The organism is Herpetosiphon sp. NSE202 (genome assembly GCF_042688385.1).
Taxonomy (GTDB): domain Bacteria; phylum Chloroflexota; class Chloroflexia; order Chloroflexales; family Herpetosiphonaceae; genus Herpetosiphon.
Window position 1 is genome coordinate 125,708 of the sequence record NZ_JBHUPY010000017.1, and the last position, 14,632, is coordinate 140,339.

General features: G+C 52.1%; 13 protein-coding genes. 7 read left to right on the plus strand and 6 right to left on the minus strand.

The genetic code is table 11. The features are described from left to right. Positions 1 to 3 precede the first annotated feature (3 nt). From ACFMKP_RS19910 to ACFMKP_RS19920, 3 genes are read left to right on the plus strand one after another with little or no spacing between them, the layout of a single operon-like run. Positions 4 to 417, plus strand: a complete 414-nt coding sequence (locus ACFMKP_RS19910) for an HIT family protein (RefSeq protein ID WP_382294399.1) — start codon at positions 4 to 6, stop codon at positions 415 to 417. 10 nt (positions 418 to 427) lie between these two features. Continuing rightward, a complete protein-coding gene (locus ACFMKP_RS19915; RefSeq protein ID WP_382294401.1) occupies positions 428 to 1,354 on the plus strand; it encodes a hypothetical protein in 927 nt (308 codons plus the stop codon). Positions 1,355 to 1,361: 7 nt separating this feature from the next. Beyond that, entirely contained in the window at positions 1,362 to 2,480 is a 1,119-nt protein-coding gene (locus ACFMKP_RS19920) for a trans-sulfuration enzyme family protein (protein WP_382294403.1), read from the plus strand. Here the strand turns inward: ACFMKP_RS19920 and ACFMKP_RS19925 are convergent, their stop codons facing one another. The 3 genes from ACFMKP_RS19925 to ACFMKP_RS19935 are packed head-to-tail and all read right to left on the minus strand — an operon-like array spanning position 2,481 to position 6,027. Then, on the minus strand, positions 2,481 to 3,806 hold the full coding sequence (locus ACFMKP_RS19925; protein ID WP_382294405.1) for a glycerate kinase: 1,326 nt from the start codon (positions 3,804 to 3,806) through the stop codon (positions 2,481 to 2,483). A 2-nt stretch (positions 3,807 to 3,808) separates the two neighbouring features. After that, positions 3,809 to 5,470: a peptide ABC transporter substrate-binding protein gene (locus ACFMKP_RS19930; RefSeq protein ID WP_382294407.1), complete on the minus strand. Its 1,662-nt coding sequence runs from the start codon at positions 5,468 to 5,470 to the stop codon at positions 3,809 to 3,811. A gap of 41 nt (positions 5,471 to 5,511) precedes the next feature. Continuing rightward, complete coding sequence (locus tag ACFMKP_RS19935; protein WP_382294409.1) at positions 5,512 to 6,027, minus strand: DedA family protein; 516 nt, start codon at positions 6,025 to 6,027, stop codon at positions 5,512 to 5,514. 521 nt (positions 6,028 to 6,548) lie between these two features. On the opposite strand from ACFMKP_RS19935, the gene ACFMKP_RS19940 reads away from it, so the two are divergent. Then, a complete protein-coding gene (locus ACFMKP_RS19940; RefSeq protein WP_382294411.1) occupies positions 6,549 to 7,064 on the plus strand; it encodes a ClbS/DfsB family four-helix bundle protein in 516 nt (171 codons plus the stop codon). A 126-nt stretch (positions 7,065 to 7,190) separates the two neighbouring features. After that, on the plus strand, positions 7,191 to 7,706 hold the full coding sequence (locus tag ACFMKP_RS19945) for a DinB family protein (protein WP_382294413.1): 516 nt from the start codon (positions 7,191 to 7,193) through the stop codon (positions 7,704 to 7,706). Positions 7,707 to 7,757: 51 nt separating this feature from the next. Here the strand turns inward: ACFMKP_RS19945 and ACFMKP_RS19950 are convergent, their stop codons facing one another. Beyond that, on the minus strand, positions 7,758 to 8,555 hold the full coding sequence (locus tag ACFMKP_RS19950) for an alpha/beta fold hydrolase (RefSeq protein ID WP_382294415.1): 798 nt from the start codon (positions 8,553 to 8,555) through the stop codon (positions 7,758 to 7,760). A gap of 140 nt (positions 8,556 to 8,695) precedes the next feature. On the opposite strand from ACFMKP_RS19950, the gene ACFMKP_RS19955 reads away from it, so the two are divergent. Together ACFMKP_RS19955 and ACFMKP_RS19960 are read left to right on the plus strand one after the other, a co-directional pair. Then, the gene (locus ACFMKP_RS19955; protein WP_382294417.1) at positions 8,696 to 10,087 is read left to right on the plus strand and encodes a TolB family protein; all 1,392 of its coding nucleotides are present in this window, start codon (positions 8,696 to 8,698) and stop codon (positions 10,085 to 10,087) included. A 421-nt stretch (positions 10,088 to 10,508) separates the two neighbouring features. Beyond that, positions 10,509 to 12,218 carry a SpoIIE family protein phosphatase gene (locus ACFMKP_RS19960; RefSeq protein ID WP_382294419.1) on the plus strand — a complete coding sequence of 570 codons (1,710 nt, stop codon included), beginning with the start codon at positions 10,509 to 10,511 and terminating at the stop codon, positions 12,216 to 12,218. Here the strand turns inward: ACFMKP_RS19960 and ACFMKP_RS19965 are convergent. Together ACFMKP_RS19965 and ACFMKP_RS19970 are read right to left on the minus strand one after the other, a co-directional pair. Continuing rightward, a complete protein-coding gene (locus tag ACFMKP_RS19965) occupies positions 12,202 to 13,380 on the minus strand; it encodes a tetratricopeptide repeat protein (RefSeq protein ID WP_382294421.1) in 1,179 nt (392 codons plus the stop codon). The genes ACFMKP_RS19960 and ACFMKP_RS19965 overlap by 17 nt on opposite strands. A 183-nt stretch (positions 13,381 to 13,563) precedes the next feature. After that, positions 13,564 to 14,631, minus strand: coding sequence for a glucose-1-phosphate thymidylyltransferase (locus tag ACFMKP_RS19970; protein WP_382294422.1), 1,068 nt, complete (start codon positions 14,629 to 14,631; stop codon positions 13,564 to 13,566). Position 14,632 lies beyond the last annotated feature (1 nt).

The following is a 14,632-nucleotide window of genomic DNA, read 5'->3' on the forward strand; positions in this document are numbered from 1 at the left end:
TGGATGGATGACGTATTTAGCAAAATCGTGCGTGGCGAGTTGCCCTGCCATAAAGTTGCCGAAGATGATCGCACGCTGGCCTTTTTAGATATTAATCCTGCCTCTCAAGGCCATACCTTGGTTATTCCCAAGCGCTTTGGCACCGATATTTTCGATACTGCGCCAGAAGATGTGGCAGCCGTGGCGCGAATGGTGCAAACTGTTGCTCAATTATTGTTGCAAACGCTCAATCCTGCTGGCATCAATGTGTTGCAAAATTCGCGTCCAGCCTCTGGGCAAGAAGTTTTTTACTATCATGTCCATGTGATTCCACGCTGGGAAGGCGATGGAATTGTGAAATTATGGCGACCAAACCCAACCGATCACGCAGCATTTGCCGATTTAGCCGAGCGTTTGCGGGCTAAACACCAAGCATGAGGAATTGCCCATGAGCGACCGCACTCCCCCAACCGATGTGCTGGAATTTGAGAACGATCTTGAGCCAGATCCCGAACCCGAAGAGGTGCCTTCGGCGATTATTCAAGAGGACGAGGCGGTTGCTCCCCAAGGCATGACGGCCCAAGCCTTGGGCTTTGGGGTGGCAATTATCTTAATTATTTTCTTGGTTTTATTGCTGGCAAGCGGCAATAACATCAATCTGTTTAATCTTTTTGGCGACAATAATAACGCCCAACCAACTTTGCAACCCTTGCTCAACAGCGTGCAATTGCAATCCAATCGTTCGTTGGATAATGAAGCGGCGGCGCTTGAAGGCCAACGTTTTTATGGCGTTGATGGATTAAATTCCTTGCCCAGTTATGCTGCTGAGATCGACCCGCTCTTTTTACCATATTGGGTTAAAAACGGCGGCGAGCCAATCTTTGGGCGGCCAATTAGTGGCTTGCTTGAAGAGAATGGCCGTCAGTTCCAATGGTTTGAGCGCACGCGGCTTGAATGGTGGCCTGAACATCAAGGTACCAAATACGAGGTGCAGCCTGGGCGAGTTGGGGTTGAGTTTACCAAAAATCGCGATTTTCCTAACCAGCAATTTTTTGCCAACCGGCCTGGCTTACGTTATAGCGAAGCAACGCAACAAGGCTTGCGCGGCTTGTTCCTCGAATTTTGGGAAGGCAACGGCGGCATTGATTTGCTTGGCTGGCCAATTAGCGAGGAATTGCAAGAAGTGTTGCCCGAAGATCGCACGGTTCACACGGTGCAATATTTCGAGCGCGGGCGGCTTGAGTTACACCCCAACGATCCCAATCAAACGGTCAAAATTGGCTTGTTAGGCCGTGCCCTCTACTTCCAAGATAGCGAGCCAAACTATATCGAGCCAGTTGCGCCGACCGCTGTTCCGGTTATTCCTTTGCGCTGAGAACATTATGAAACCTGAAACTCTGTTGATTCATGCTGGTCGTAGCGTTGATGCTGCGACCAGTGCTGTAACGCCGCCAATTCATCTGGCCAGCACCTTCGAACGCGCTGCTGATGGCAGTTTGCCGCATGGTTTTTTATATACCCGTTTTGGCAACCCTACCCGCCAAGCCTTGGAGCAAGCTTTGACGGCGCTTGAAGGTGGCGTTGAAGCAGCGGCCTTTGCCTCTGGCTCGGCAGCCACAGCGGCAGTATTGCAACATTTGGCTCCTGGCCAGAGGCTGTTGCTGCCTCGCGATTGCTACAACGGCACTGCCAACTTGGCGCGTCAAGTTTTTGCCCACCTCGATACTCAGTTTGTCGATATGACCGACTTGGCGGCGGTGCAAGCAGCGCTGCAGCCAGCTCCGGCCTTGGTTTGGCTCGAAACGCCATCCAACCCAAGCTTGCGGCTCACCGATTTGGCGGCGGTTAGCAGCTTGGCCCATGCTGCTGGAGCCTTGGTGGTTTGCGATAATACTTGGGCAACGCCACTTGGCCAGCGGCCTTTCGATTTGGGCGTGGATTTGGTGCTGCATTCAACCACCAAATATCTTGGCGGCCATAGCGATGTGCTGGGCGGGGCATTAATTACCAAAATTGCCACGCCATGGTGGCAAAAAATTAAGCAAATTCATGTGCTGGCCGGAGCCGTGCCCTCGCCATTTGAGTGCTGGCTGATTTTGCGCGGCATGCAAAGCTTGGCCTATCGGTTGCAAGGCCATTGTGCCAATGCTTTGGCCGTGGCCGAATGGCTGGAGCTGCATCCGAAGGTGCAGGTTGTGCATTATCCTGGCTTGAGAAGCCATCCCCAATTTGAATTAGCTCAACGCCAAATGTTGTTGATGGGTGGCATGGTTTCGTTCGAGGTCGTTGGGGGTGCTGCCGAAGCGATTGCGGTGGCGGCTCAAGTACAATTATGGACGCGCGCAACCAGCCTTGGCGGCCCCGAAAGCTTAATCGAACATCGTGCTACGCTTGAAGGCCCCGATTCGCCAACCTCGCCAGCCTTGTTGCGGCTCTCGGTCGGCTTGGAACACCGCGATGATTTGATTGCCGATTTGGCGCAGGCCTTGGCGGTTTTGTAGCTACCAGACCAAACCAATAACCAGATCGTTGACGTTGGTCAGGGTTGGGCCAATTTCGATTGCGCTGCCCAAGGCTTGCCAAAAGCCATAGCTATCGTGGTTGGCCAAAAACGTTTGTGGCTCAAGCCCCAATTTGCGAGCTTGGGCAATGCTTTGGCCATTGGCAATCGCTCCTGCGGCTGGGCTTGAGCCATCGCCGCCATCGGTCGCCAAGGCAATCAGCTGGCAATTTGGGCAGCCATCAAGCGCCAAAGCTGCTGCAAGCGCTAGTTCGGCGTTGCGCCCGCCCCGTGAGTGGGCTTGAATGCCCACCAAATTAACCGTAGTTTCGCCGCCAGCAAGGTAGAGTGTTGGTTGTTGCACCGATGCAGCTAGGTGGCGCAAGCGTTGGCCCAAGGCAGTCCCAACCTCTTGGGCTTCGCCAATAATCGGCTGTTGCTCGTGAATGACTTGCCAGCCTTCAGCCAGTGCCAATTGCTTGACCGCCGCTTGAGCTGTTTCGTTGCGGGCAATAATTGAGGTTTGCACCCTCGGCCACCATGGCTCGCTGCCATTGGGATGAGCTGGAACCACCCCGCGCATGCCAGCTTGCAGATAGTCGCAAATGCTCGCCGCCACATGATGTTGCAATTGATAGTGTGCAAGCATGGCCCACGCCTCGGCAAAACTGCTGGAATCGGGCACGCTCAGGCCTGAGGCAATGCTACTCAACGGCGAGCCAACCACATCGGAAATAACCAAGCTCAACAGGCTCGCAGGTTGGGCCGAGGCCGCAAATTGCCCGCCCTTCAAGCGATCGCAATGCTTGCGCACCAAATTGATGTGCTCGATTGGTGCGCCGCAAGCGAGCAATAGCTTGGTTAGCTGTTGTAAATCGGCTAGGCTAATGTTGCCTGCTGGTGCTGGCAAAAGCGCCGAAGCACCGCCCGAAATTAGCGCCAGCACCAAATCATCTGCTTGGGCTTGCTTGAGCAAATGTTCGACCTGTTGCGCCGCATGCAGCCCGCGTTGATCAGGTGTTGGGTGGCTGGCTTCAAGCAGTTGAATGTGATTAAGTTCAACATCACCACGATGTGCATCTTTGACCACTACCAAACCAGCGGCGACGCGATCACCAAGTAATTGCTCCACAGCGGCGGCCATTGGCGCACCAGCCTTGCCAGCGCCCAGCACAATGATTCGGCCTGAGCCAGACCACTGCCAAGCGCCACAGCGCAGTTGCGTGCCATCCCAATCCAAAGCCTTTAAAACTGCTTGCCGTGGCTCGACCGCAGCCAGCGCGCTGGCGATCAATTGGTTGCTAAAAATGGCGAGTGCAGCATCCATTATTATTGCTCAAGATACCAATGTTGCACGTTGTAGAGCCAATTGGCCGTGTTTAGGCGAATTTCGCCTTGGGTTGAACGCACGTTTTTGGCCAAAGCAACGGGCATGCGATCGGCCCACAGAAACACATAGGGATATTCGCTTTGAATGATTGCATTTGTTTGTTGATAGAGTTCGCGGCGGCGCTCAGGATCGTAGATTGCGCGCGCGGCAGTTGATAAACTATCAAAACTGGGGTTGCGAAACGCGCCATAATTGCGCAAGCCTGGCCGTCCGTCGGCAACACCTTGATAAATTTGGCTTGAATGAAACAGCGAAAAATTATCAGGATCATAGGCGGTGTACGATGGCGCGCCCCCAACCCGACTATTGCCCCAACTCATCAAGGCCAAATCAAAATCGAAGGGCGTAACCAATTTCGAGCGAATCACGCTCTCGAAATCTGCTGGCGTAACCACCAAATTAAAGCCAATTGGGCTGGCGGCGGCGGCAATCCGTTCGGCAACCTCAATCCGGCGTTGATCATCGCCGCGCACATATAACGCCATCGAAAGCGTAATCCCATTCGAGGCCCGAATTGTTGCGCCTTCGGGCAGCACCCAGCCAGCTTGGTCGAGCAATTCGCGGGCTTTATCGAGGTTGCGGCTGGGCAATTCGCCAGTTGGTGCAACCCATGTGCCAGGCAAATGATCGCTCAATATTGCTTGGGCTGAAGGGCCAGCTGTTTCGACAATTGTGTTCAGATCAAGGCTTAATGCCAAGGCTTGGCGCACCCGCATGTCACTAAAAATGCGACCTTCGCGCATATTGAAGGCCAAATAATAAAAGCCGTTTTCAGGATAATTGCCTGCGTTGACTGCCGAACCCAAGCCCTGACTTTGCTCCCACGGCAATTCCGCCGCCAGCAAATCGCCATCGCGTACAGCATCGCGGGCAACTTCGGCATCGGGCGCGACCACAAAAGCCACCCGATCGAGATAGGGCACGCCATCTACATACTGATTATTGCGAATCAGGCTAATTGCCGAGCCTGCTGTGCGTTCCTCGAACATAAACGGGCCACTGCCAATTGGCTCAGTTAAAAGATTAAGTTGATCAAGCTCAACTGGGCTTAATTGGCCAAACAGGTGCTTGGGCAAAATCGGCATGCTCAAAGCCGAGAGTAACGGCGCATATGGCTCGCGCAACGTAATAACTAAGGTTGTTGCATCGGGCGCGCTTACATCGCTCACCAAGCCTTGAATATCAACCAACAATGGCGTGGTTGGGCTAATGCTTTGCATTGTGCTAATCGTCCACGCTGCATCGGCGGCAGTTAATGGCGTATCGTCGTGCCAACGAATATCGCTGCGCAAGGTCATGGTCAGCGTTTGACCGATGCTATCGCTTTGCCAACTGCTGGCAACATCTGGTTGCGGAGCCAAATCTTGATCGAGCTTGGTGAGGCCGCGATAGAGCAAGCCAAGCATTTGAGCCTCGGCGTGGGTTGTTGGCTTCCACGGGTGCAACGTTGCAATATCTTGGGCCGTGCGAATCGTTAGGGTTCCACCTTGGGGAACTTGAATTGGTGGCGTGGTTGGCTCGCTGGTTGGAGCTGGTGTGGAGCCGAGGCTACATGCTGTGAGCAAAACAGCCAATAATCCTAGGGTCAATAGTCTCTTCATAGCAGTGTCGTACTCCACAAGAGCGCCGGAACGCCCACAAATTAACTTAATAGCCCGATTGCATAGCCCAAACCCATATAGGTTATGACCCATGCGACTAAGCCGCTGCCCATGCCAAGCGCATAGCGTGGCCATGGCATGCCGAGCGCTCCAGGAATGATGGTTGTGCCTAAGCGAAAGGTTGGCAAGACCCGAATTATAATCAGCCCAAGCACTGCTCTGCGCTCAAGCCAACCAACAATCCGATCGCGGCGGCGTTGCGATAAGCCGATTTTTGGGCCAATGCGATTGAGCAAGGGCAAACCACCGCGTCGCCCAATCCAAAACATGGTGGTTGCACCTGGCACTAAGGCCAAAATTGCCAGCGCCATGAGCAAAATCGGAATCTCGTTTTGGCGACCAAGCAAGTAGCCACTTGCAACCAACACAAAATTGCCCGGAATCGGCAGCGGCGCGCCAAACTCGCTTAAGAATAAATAGCTCAAGGTTAGCCAATACACATTGGCCTCAAGCTGGGTAACTGCACTATTGAATGCCTGAACGATCGAATCCCACATGCTCGCTACTCCACCTTGATACTAGGTAATCTATCATACACTGATTTGGCTGGCTCGAAGATCACGTTTTGATCCACGAAGAGCACAAAGAGCACGAAGGATCGGAACCGCGAAGAGCACAAAGAGCACGAAGATGGGGCTATGGGCTATGGGCTATGGGCTATAAGCATTATTCCCTCACCCCCAGCCCCTCTCTCACTCAACGCGGGCGAGGGGAGCACCGACTCCGTGGTTCCCCCTCGCCCGTTCAACGGGAGAGGGGGCTAGGGGGTGAGGGGATCAGGCGATGGTTAACCTGATGTAGCAATACAACTATTGGCTATTGGCTTTTGACTTGATAATTCATATTAGCCAAAGATTATTGTGATTCTTGTTCCCATAGCCCATAGCCTTCATCCCTCATACTTCATAATTCTTCCTTCTCGTTTAGCTTATTCGTGCTAGAGAACGAGGCAATTATGCCAAATGCTGGTATGCTTAATTTAAGCTTAAGAGTGGTGTTTATTTGGAAGGAATGGATCATGAGCCAAATTGACGATCAATCTGAGATCACGGTGGCCAACCTCCAAGCACGGATTGCCGCCGCTTGGCAAGCATTCCAGGTATTTCTGCGCGAATTAACCCCCGAACAGTTGATCGGCCCGACCGATGCCCAAGGCTGGACGATCAAAGATCATGCAATTCATATTGCGCTGTGGGAAAACAGCCTGTTGGCCTTGCTCAATGCAGAGTCGCGCGCTGCTAGCTTCGGCATCGACGAAGCGGTTTGGCAACAAGGCTCTGATGCGATTAACCGCATTCTGCAACAACGCTACAAAGATTTGCCGCTTGATGAAGTGTACAAAACCCTCGAAACAAACCACCAAGCAGTCGTGGCGCGGATTGCTGAATTCAGCGATCGTGATCTGCTGCGCCCCCATCGTGAGTTTCAAGCTGGCTCAACCAACGATGACCCAATTATTGGCTGGATGGTTGGCAACACCTTCGAGCACTACCCTGAACATGAAGCATGGATGCGCGATATTTTAGCCCGTTAGTTTAAGCGCAGGGCGAATTTGTTTGGAGCCGCTGCTCATCAGTTTCGCTCTGATTCGCTCAAACAAGCGTTAGGCATGAGTAACGATTCCAATTAATCATCAATGCTTTATTGGAAGGAATGAACGATGAGCCAATCTGAGGTTCAAGCTCCGCTGACGGCGAAACAATTACAAGCTCGCATCGCTGCTAATTGGCAAGAACTGCAAACATTTTTGGCTAATTTAAGCCCCGAACAAATGACCGGCCCGAGCGATGCCCAAGGCTGGACGATCAAAGATCATGCAATTCATATTGCGCTCTGGGAAAAAAGCATTCTAGGTTTGATGAATGCAGAATCGCGCTGGGGTAGCATCGATATTGACGAAGCAGTGTGGCAACAAGGCTTCGAGACAGTTAATCAGGTTCTGTATCAACGCCACCACGATTTACCGCTTGCCGAGGTTTATGCCACCCTCGCAGCCAACCATGAAGCCCTTGTCGCGCGGATTGCTCAGTTGAGCGATCAGGATTTGTTGCGCCCCCATCGTGAGTTTCAAGTTGGCTCAACCAACGATGAGCCAATTATTGGTTGGATTGTTGGTGATACCTGTGACCATTATGCAGAGCATCTGCCATGGATGCAGGCGATTGTAAACGCTTAAATTAAAACGAAGGCCACCAACCTCTACGATTTGTGGCCTTCGTTGAGTTTTTTAGCCAATAAATTCAGCGAGTGCTGCGGTGATAGCTTCTGGGCGTTCCAAGACCGACATATGGCTGGCATCGTCGATATAGCGCAATTGGGCATTCGGAATCAATTGCTGCATGATTTCGCTTTTGGCTGGCGGTGTAGACATATCTTCAACGCCAACCACAATCAGGGTTGGTACGCTAATGTGGCTGATTGTGTTGGTCACGTCGTCGCGCTCGATCACCGGAATAATTGCTTTATAGAGCGATTCGCGGTCGGCGTTTGTCCAATAGGCATGCCAATAGCTCTGCACTTGGGGGTGACGCTCGGCCATTTTGCTGGTATAAAACACTGCATCCAAGCCCTCTTTCAAGGGTTCAATCAAGCCATAGGCGATATAGCCATCGGCCATTTGGCGATAGGCATCGAGCAATTCGGGCGCATCGCCAGCTGATGAATCGATCAGGCTCAACGAGAGGAAGAGTTCGGGATGTTTGGGATAGAGCCGCAGGCCAATCATGCCGCCCATCGAAACCCCGACCCAATGCACCTGCTTGATGCCCAAATCGCTCAACAATTGATAGGCATCATCGCCTAAGCGATACATTGAATAATCATCGGGCGTGCCGCCGCCCTCAGTTTGGCCTTGGCCGCGCCAATCGATCGCAATACTGCGATAGCCTTTGGCGGCGAAATATTCCATTTGTGGCTCGAAAATCCGCCAGTGATACATCAAGCCATGGCCGAAGAAAATCACTTGATCGCCAGTGCCACGCTCTTCGTAGTAGTAATGAACCCCATTGACCAAATGCGAAGCCATACACACTCCTTGCTCGTTACATCGATTGCTCTTGGTATTGTAGGCGAAGTATCAGCCAATTTTCAATCGATCATCAGGGTAATTTGGGCGATTTTGGCTACAATAGGCGTATTACCCAACCAATTGAGGAGGAAAAACCGATGCGACGACTCGCCCAAATCCTTGGGTTGGGGCTATGTATGGCTGCTTGTGCCACCCAACCTGCGACTCAACCAAGCCCAATGCCGAGCCAAGCCCTACCTGCTAGTTCATTGCCCGAACGTCCAACTGCAACGATTGCCGATTATACTGCCGAGCCAGCAATTAGCACTGGCTCAGTTATTTTTGACCTGCCTGCTGATGGCAGTATTGGTGCCATCAGTTTGGCGGGCACGACCTATCAATTAGCTAATCCAACCCAACCCAATACCTATTTGCCATGGTCGGCTTCGCCCGATGGCAAGCAATTGGCGATTATTATCGTCAACGACAGCCAGCCCAAAACCGAGCAACTTGAGTTGGCAGAGTTGTGGCTTGTTGGGGTTGATGAGCAAAACCCGCGCCGTTTGCTTAATTTGCTGCCCGCAGTAGCAGCTGATCAAACGCCAATCTTGGGCCGCCAAAGTGCCTTGACTGATAACGCTCCAGTTTGGTCGCGCGATGGCAAAACCCTGTTCTTGGCTTCGGCCCACGAAGATCAGGTTGATCTGTATGCGGTTGATGTGGCAACTGGCGCAGCCCAACGCTTGACCAACACCCCTGATTTAGAAGTCGATCTGGTGCTATCGCCCAATAGCGACTATTTGGCCTTTGCTTCGGCCAGCAGCTTTGGCACTGGCGGCGGCTGGGGCAACCCAAGCGTTCAGGTCTATAATTTTGCAGATGCGAGCGTCACGCCGATTACTGCCGATCCGTTGGCGATGGGTGCACAAGTAGTCGGCTGGCTTGATCAACAATTAATTACCCAATTCAATAGCCAGCCAGAAGGACGTGCCAGTTTCATCGTGTTTGATGCCAGCACTGGCACGCTTACGCCGCTGGCGCAGGCCATGACGATCGCTGCAGAGCTTCATGCAAACACATTAGTCTATGCCGATCAGCCGCGCGATGGTGTGCCAACAGTTTATCGTTGGCAAGGCAACGGCGAAGTGCAGCAAGTTGAAGGCATCAATGCTAGTCACGTTTCATTAAGCCCAACTGGCCAAGCCATGCTTTTGTGCAACCTCGATCAACCAAGTTATTGGCGCAACGGCGTGTTGAGTGCGCTCTCAGTCAATAGTTGTGAACAGAGTGTTTGGGCGGCAGATGATTGGCTGGCGCTCAACGGCACTGAACAGTCAAATGCCCTAATCATCAACCCAGAAGGCCAAAGCCAAGTGTTGCCCCACCAAGCGCTGATGGCTGGTTGGAACGAGCAAGTGCTCTACTTTTTTGCACCGCAAGCTGATGGCTGGCAATTGTTTCAGGCCCAACGCGCCAGCAGCCAATTGCAACCAATCGGCCAACCAATCAGCAGCAAGCCAAGCAACCCGCGCCTCGTTTTGGCACCATAAGAGAATTTCCTTCACCCCAACCCCTCGCGCATCCGCTGGGCGAGGGGCTGGCTTCCAAGGGTCGGTTGTGAAGATCCCCTCACCCCAACCCCGCTCCCATCCGCTGGGCGAGGAGCTTTAACGCGCTGGTTCTCCCGCAATTCCTTGGCGAACAATGGTCGGCTCCCCCTCGCCCGCGTTTTCGTGGGAGAGGGGGCTGGGGGGTGAGGGGACGTTTCATCACCACGCTTTTTTAAAGCTTACCTTTGAAAGGATCGGGGGTTGGGGGGTGAGGGGACGTTTCATCACCACGCTTTGCTGCGCAAAATCCTGCTTGCTAAAAGCCCTACATCGGGCGATAATCGCCATACCTGTTGAAACCAGCAGGTATGGGCCTGTTTTTTATGATAGCCTATTGCTGATAGCTATCGAAGGTGTGTCTATGGCTATATCTGAAGCGCGCAGCATTGAGATTGATGCCCGTTGGGAAAACCTCGCAGCCCTCACCGATTACACCACCGCGATCGAAACTGACTTTGCCCTCACGAGCGAACAAGCCTTTGTGCTCGGCTTAGTGATTGAAGAAATTGTCACCAATATCATCAAATATAGTTATGCCGAGCAAGGCGGCCCCTTGCAATTGCACAGTACCCTCGAAAATGGCGAGCTGGCGATTCGAATTCTTGATCGCGGCCAGCCTTTCGATCCTGATGATGCTGATCCGCCTGATTTGTTTGCCAACATTCACGATCGCCAAGTTGGTGGCTTGGGCGTGTTTTTGGTGCGCGAAATGGCCGATTCAATCACATACCAGCACGATCTTGCGACTGGTTGGAACACCCTGATCGTAACCAAAAAAGCTTCAACCGAAGCGAGTATTGCACCATTGGTTGAGTTTTTGGAGCAACTGCCTTTATTTCACGAGGTCAATCAAGCCACAATTCACAATTTAGTTCAAAGCGCCGAACATGTGCGTTTAGCGCCAGGCGAAACCTTGTTTAGCGAAGGCGATAGCGGCGATGATTGCTATATTGTGATGGCTGGCGATGTGGATGTGATCAAGGCGCTGGCGACCGAAACCATTTTGCTCGAACGCTGTCGGCCTGGCGCAATTTTGGGCGAGATGGCTTTGATCGATAATAGCCCACGTGCTGCCAGCGTGCGCGCACGCACTGCCGCAACCCTGCTGCGCATCACCGAGGCCGAATTTGTGACCTTGATGCACGCCAACCCAACCACGGCCATGGCCTTGCTGCGCGGTGGCACTAGCCGCCTGCGCCAAGCCAACGCCCAAATGCTCGGTGGGCTAGAAAAGAAAAATATCGAGCTAGCCAGTGCCTACGAAGAACTCAAATCGGCCCAGCAAGAGCTTTTGCGGCTCGAACGGATTGAGCGCGAGTTGGCGATTGCCCGCGATATTCAGCGCTTTTTCTTGCCGCCAAGCATTCCCCAACCAGAAAATTGGCAAATTGTGGCCTTCAATCAAGGAGCCTTAGAGGTTGGCGGCGATTTTTACGATGTGATCAAGCTTGGCGGCGATAAAATTGGCTTGGTGGTTGCTGATGCTTGTGGTAAGGGCGTGCCTGCAGCGCTCTTTGTGGCGCTCACCCGCTCGTTGTTGCACTCGAATGCCCAAGCCTTGGCGGCCCGGCCTGAGATTGCTCCCGATTCATTGGCTTTGTTGATTGCCGCAATCAACGTGACCAACAACTACATTTCGCGCGAACACGGCGCAAGCAATATGTTCACGACGCTGTTTTTTGCCTCGTTCGACCCACATACTGGCGAATTGGCCTATGTCAACGCTGGCCACAATCCGCCGATTATCATCAATCGTACCAGCCGCACCTTGCGCTATTTGGAAGGCACTGGCTTGCCCTTGGGGATTATGGAAGATCTGCCGTATAAAGCCAAAAGCACCATCCTTGCTGCCGATGAATTTTTCTTGGGCTTTACCGATGGCGCGACTGAGGCCTTTAATCTGGCGGGCGAGGTTTTTGATGATGCAGCCTTGACCAAAGTGCTCAAAACTGGCGATTTCCACGATGCTCAATCCTTGCTGACCTGCGTTTGGCAATCAATTGAAGCATTTGTGGGCGAAGCCGAGCAAGCAGACGACATAACCTTGCTGACGGTTAGTCGTTCAGGCTAATTAGGCGGTGATGCTCGCGATAATACTCAACTTGCTGTTCGCGATTTGGCTCTGGCTTGGTTTGGGCGAGAGCCGCGAGCAGTTCTTGGCTGGCATTTGCAATTGCTGCTGCTTGGCTGAGCCATGGCAAGCTTGGCTTTTGAATCGGCAAGCCAATCAAATCGGGCACGTCATCGAGCAATTCGGGGGTGCTGCTCATGCTCAGGGCAAAAATGCTATGCGGCCCATCGATTTGCTCGGCGATTGCCTCAAGCATGGCGCTTTGGTTAAATTCAGCCATCACCACCAAGGTGTTTTTTTCGGGGTCGCTAATTTTTTGAATATATGGGCGTTGTAAAAGCTGAGCCAAGGCTTGGGCCAGCGGCTTGCTTTGGCTATCAAGCGCCAGCACTTGGTCGCAGCGCCAAATATGGCCTTCGGCCAAGACTGCTGCGCGTTGCAAGGTTGTGGCAATTGCCTCGAACGACCAAGCAAATGCAGCTTGCGGCTTGATATTCAGGCCATCATCAATGTTGCTGCCCAGGCAAATTAGGCCATGGGTGGCATACCAAGCATCTTTTTCGTTGCTGACCATGGCAAATTCTTGATGGCGGCGGGCAACGCTGCCCAAATCTTGCAACTGTTCGATCTGCTCATCATCCTCGACCAAGAGAATGGCGCGGCCAAAGCTGGCCAAGGCTGCATCATATAGCTGCAACTTAATTTGGCAACGCCCGATCAGTTCGTGAAATTCCCATTCATCGTTATAAATTGGCCGCACATCGAGCAATTGATCAAGCGCTTGTTGATATAAACCCTCAGCAAAATCAATATAGGCCAATTCATAGGTTACAAAGGTATCAAGCGGAAACAGATCGACGCACAGGCGCAAAATGCGCCGTGCTTCGTGATACTGCTTTAATTCAATTAAAACAGTCGCATAATTAGTTAATCCTTCGTAATCTGGCTCGATAGCCACGACTGCATGCCAAGCATCGGCAGCTTTGGCCATTAATCCATTGCGTAAATAATATTTTGCCAAAGCCACATGGGCAGCCCGAAGCTGCGGATTTTCTTGCAAAGCCTGTCGATATTCCTCAACAGCCTCAGCAATGCGTCCCGCATGTTCCAGTGATAATCCACGTCGATAATGTAATTCTGCTTGTCGGAATTTATCAGCCATAATGTTTAATTATGAGGGATGAAGGATGAATTATGAAATAGTAATTGCAGATTTTCATCCCTCATAATTCATCCTTCATCCTTTACAAATGTTCCACGTCGGAGTTATCGCCGAGCATGAGAATTATGAATTATGAAATAGTGATTGCAGCGTTTCATCCCTCATAATTCATCCTTCATCCTTTTACAAAAGTCCCACGTCGGAGTTATCGCCGAGCATGAGGCGGTAGGCTTTGGGCTTCATTGGCGAGGTATGCAGCTTGACGTTGCGCCCAATCAAGCTATCTTCGATGCGGTTGGGCAAGCGAATAATTTCGCTATTTTCCAACACAATCGAGTGCTCAATTTCGCTTTCCTCAATCGTACAATGATGATAGATTGAGGTAAACGGTCCAACGTATGAGTTTACAATCCGCGTATCTTCGCCAATAATCGCTGGCCCGCGAATGACGCTATTGATAATTTGCGCGCCTTTTTCAATCGTCACCTTGCCAACCAATTGCGAATCGCGATCGACAAAGCCCGAAACATGCGGCGTGATTTCTTCAAGGATCAAGCGATTTGCATCGAGCATATCAGCGCGCTTGCCAGTATCGATCCACCAGCCTTGATGAATGTGGGCATGAACATGATAATCATGCTCGATCAGCCATTGAATCGCATCGGTAATTTCAAGCTCGCCGCGCCACGAAGGCTTAATCGCCTCGACCGCTTCCCAAATATGCTGGTCGAACATATAAATGCCGACCAAGGCAAGGTCTGAGCGTGGTTGGCGGGGTTTTTCAGTCAAGCGCTCAATCGAGCCATCGTGGCGCAATTCAGCCACGCCATATTGCTGTGGGTTGGCCACTTGCTTGAGCACAATTTGCGAATTGTAATCGGCGGTTGCAAAGCCAGAAACCAACGAACTGACTCCGCCCTCGATACAGTTATCGCCCAAAAAGAGCGCAAATTTATCGTCGCCAATAAATGGGCGGCTAATTTTGACCGCGTGGGCCAAACCGAGCGGCGCTTCTTGGGGAATATATTCGATCTTTACGCCCCAGCGTGAGCCATCGCCCACAGCGTTGCGCACTTCATTGCCAGTATCGCCAATCACAATCCCAATTTCGTCGATATTGGCATCGCGTAAGGCTTCGATAACCCGAAAAAGCACAGGCTTGTTGGCAACCGGCACTAATTGCTTGGCGCTGGTATAGGTGATTGGGCGGAGGCGTGTGCCTTTACCACCACTCAGAACTAAACCTTTCATG

Coding starts and splice junctions, on each gene's coding strand:
- ACFMKP_RS19955 (WP_382294417.1), top strand. CDS start 8,696: ATGCGACGACTCGCCCAAATCCTTGGGTTGGGGCTATGTATGGCTGCT.
- ACFMKP_RS19940 (WP_382294411.1), top strand. CDS start 6,549: ATGAGCCAAATTGACGATCAATCTGAGATCACGGTGGCCAACCTCCAA.
- ACFMKP_RS19950 (WP_382294415.1), bottom strand. CDS start 8,555: ATGGCTTCGCATTTGGTCAATGGGGTTCATTACTACTACGAAGAGCGT.
- ACFMKP_RS19945 (WP_382294413.1), top strand. CDS start 7,191: ATGAGCCAATCTGAGGTTCAAGCTCCGCTGACGGCGAAACAATTACAA.
- ACFMKP_RS19925 (WP_382294405.1), bottom strand. CDS start 3,806: ATGGATGCTGCACTCGCCATTTTTAGCAACCAATTGATCGCCAGCGCG.
- ACFMKP_RS19910 (WP_382294399.1), top strand. CDS start 4: ATGGATGACGTATTTAGCAAAATCGTGCGTGGCGAGTTGCCCTGCCAT.
- ACFMKP_RS19965 (WP_382294421.1), bottom strand. CDS start 13,380: ATGGCTGATAAATTCCGACAAGCAGAATTACATTATCGACGTGGATTA.
- ACFMKP_RS19920 (WP_382294403.1), top strand. CDS start 1,362: ATGAAACCTGAAACTCTGTTGATTCATGCTGGTCGTAGCGTTGATGCT.
- ACFMKP_RS19915 (WP_382294401.1), top strand. CDS start 428: ATGAGCGACCGCACTCCCCCAACCGATGTGCTGGAATTTGAGAACGAT.
- ACFMKP_RS19935 (WP_382294409.1), bottom strand. CDS start 6,027: ATGTGGGATTCGATCGTTCAGGCATTCAATAGTGCAGTTACCCAGCTT.
- ACFMKP_RS19930 (WP_382294407.1), bottom strand. CDS start 5,470: ATGAAGAGACTATTGACCCTAGGATTATTGGCTGTTTTGCTCACAGCA.
- ACFMKP_RS19960 (WP_382294419.1), top strand. CDS start 10,509: ATGGCTATATCTGAAGCGCGCAGCATTGAGATTGATGCCCGTTGGGAA.
- ACFMKP_RS19970 (WP_382294422.1), bottom strand. CDS start 14,631: ATGAAAGGTTTAGTTCTGAGTGGTGGTAAAGGCACACGCCTCCGCCCA.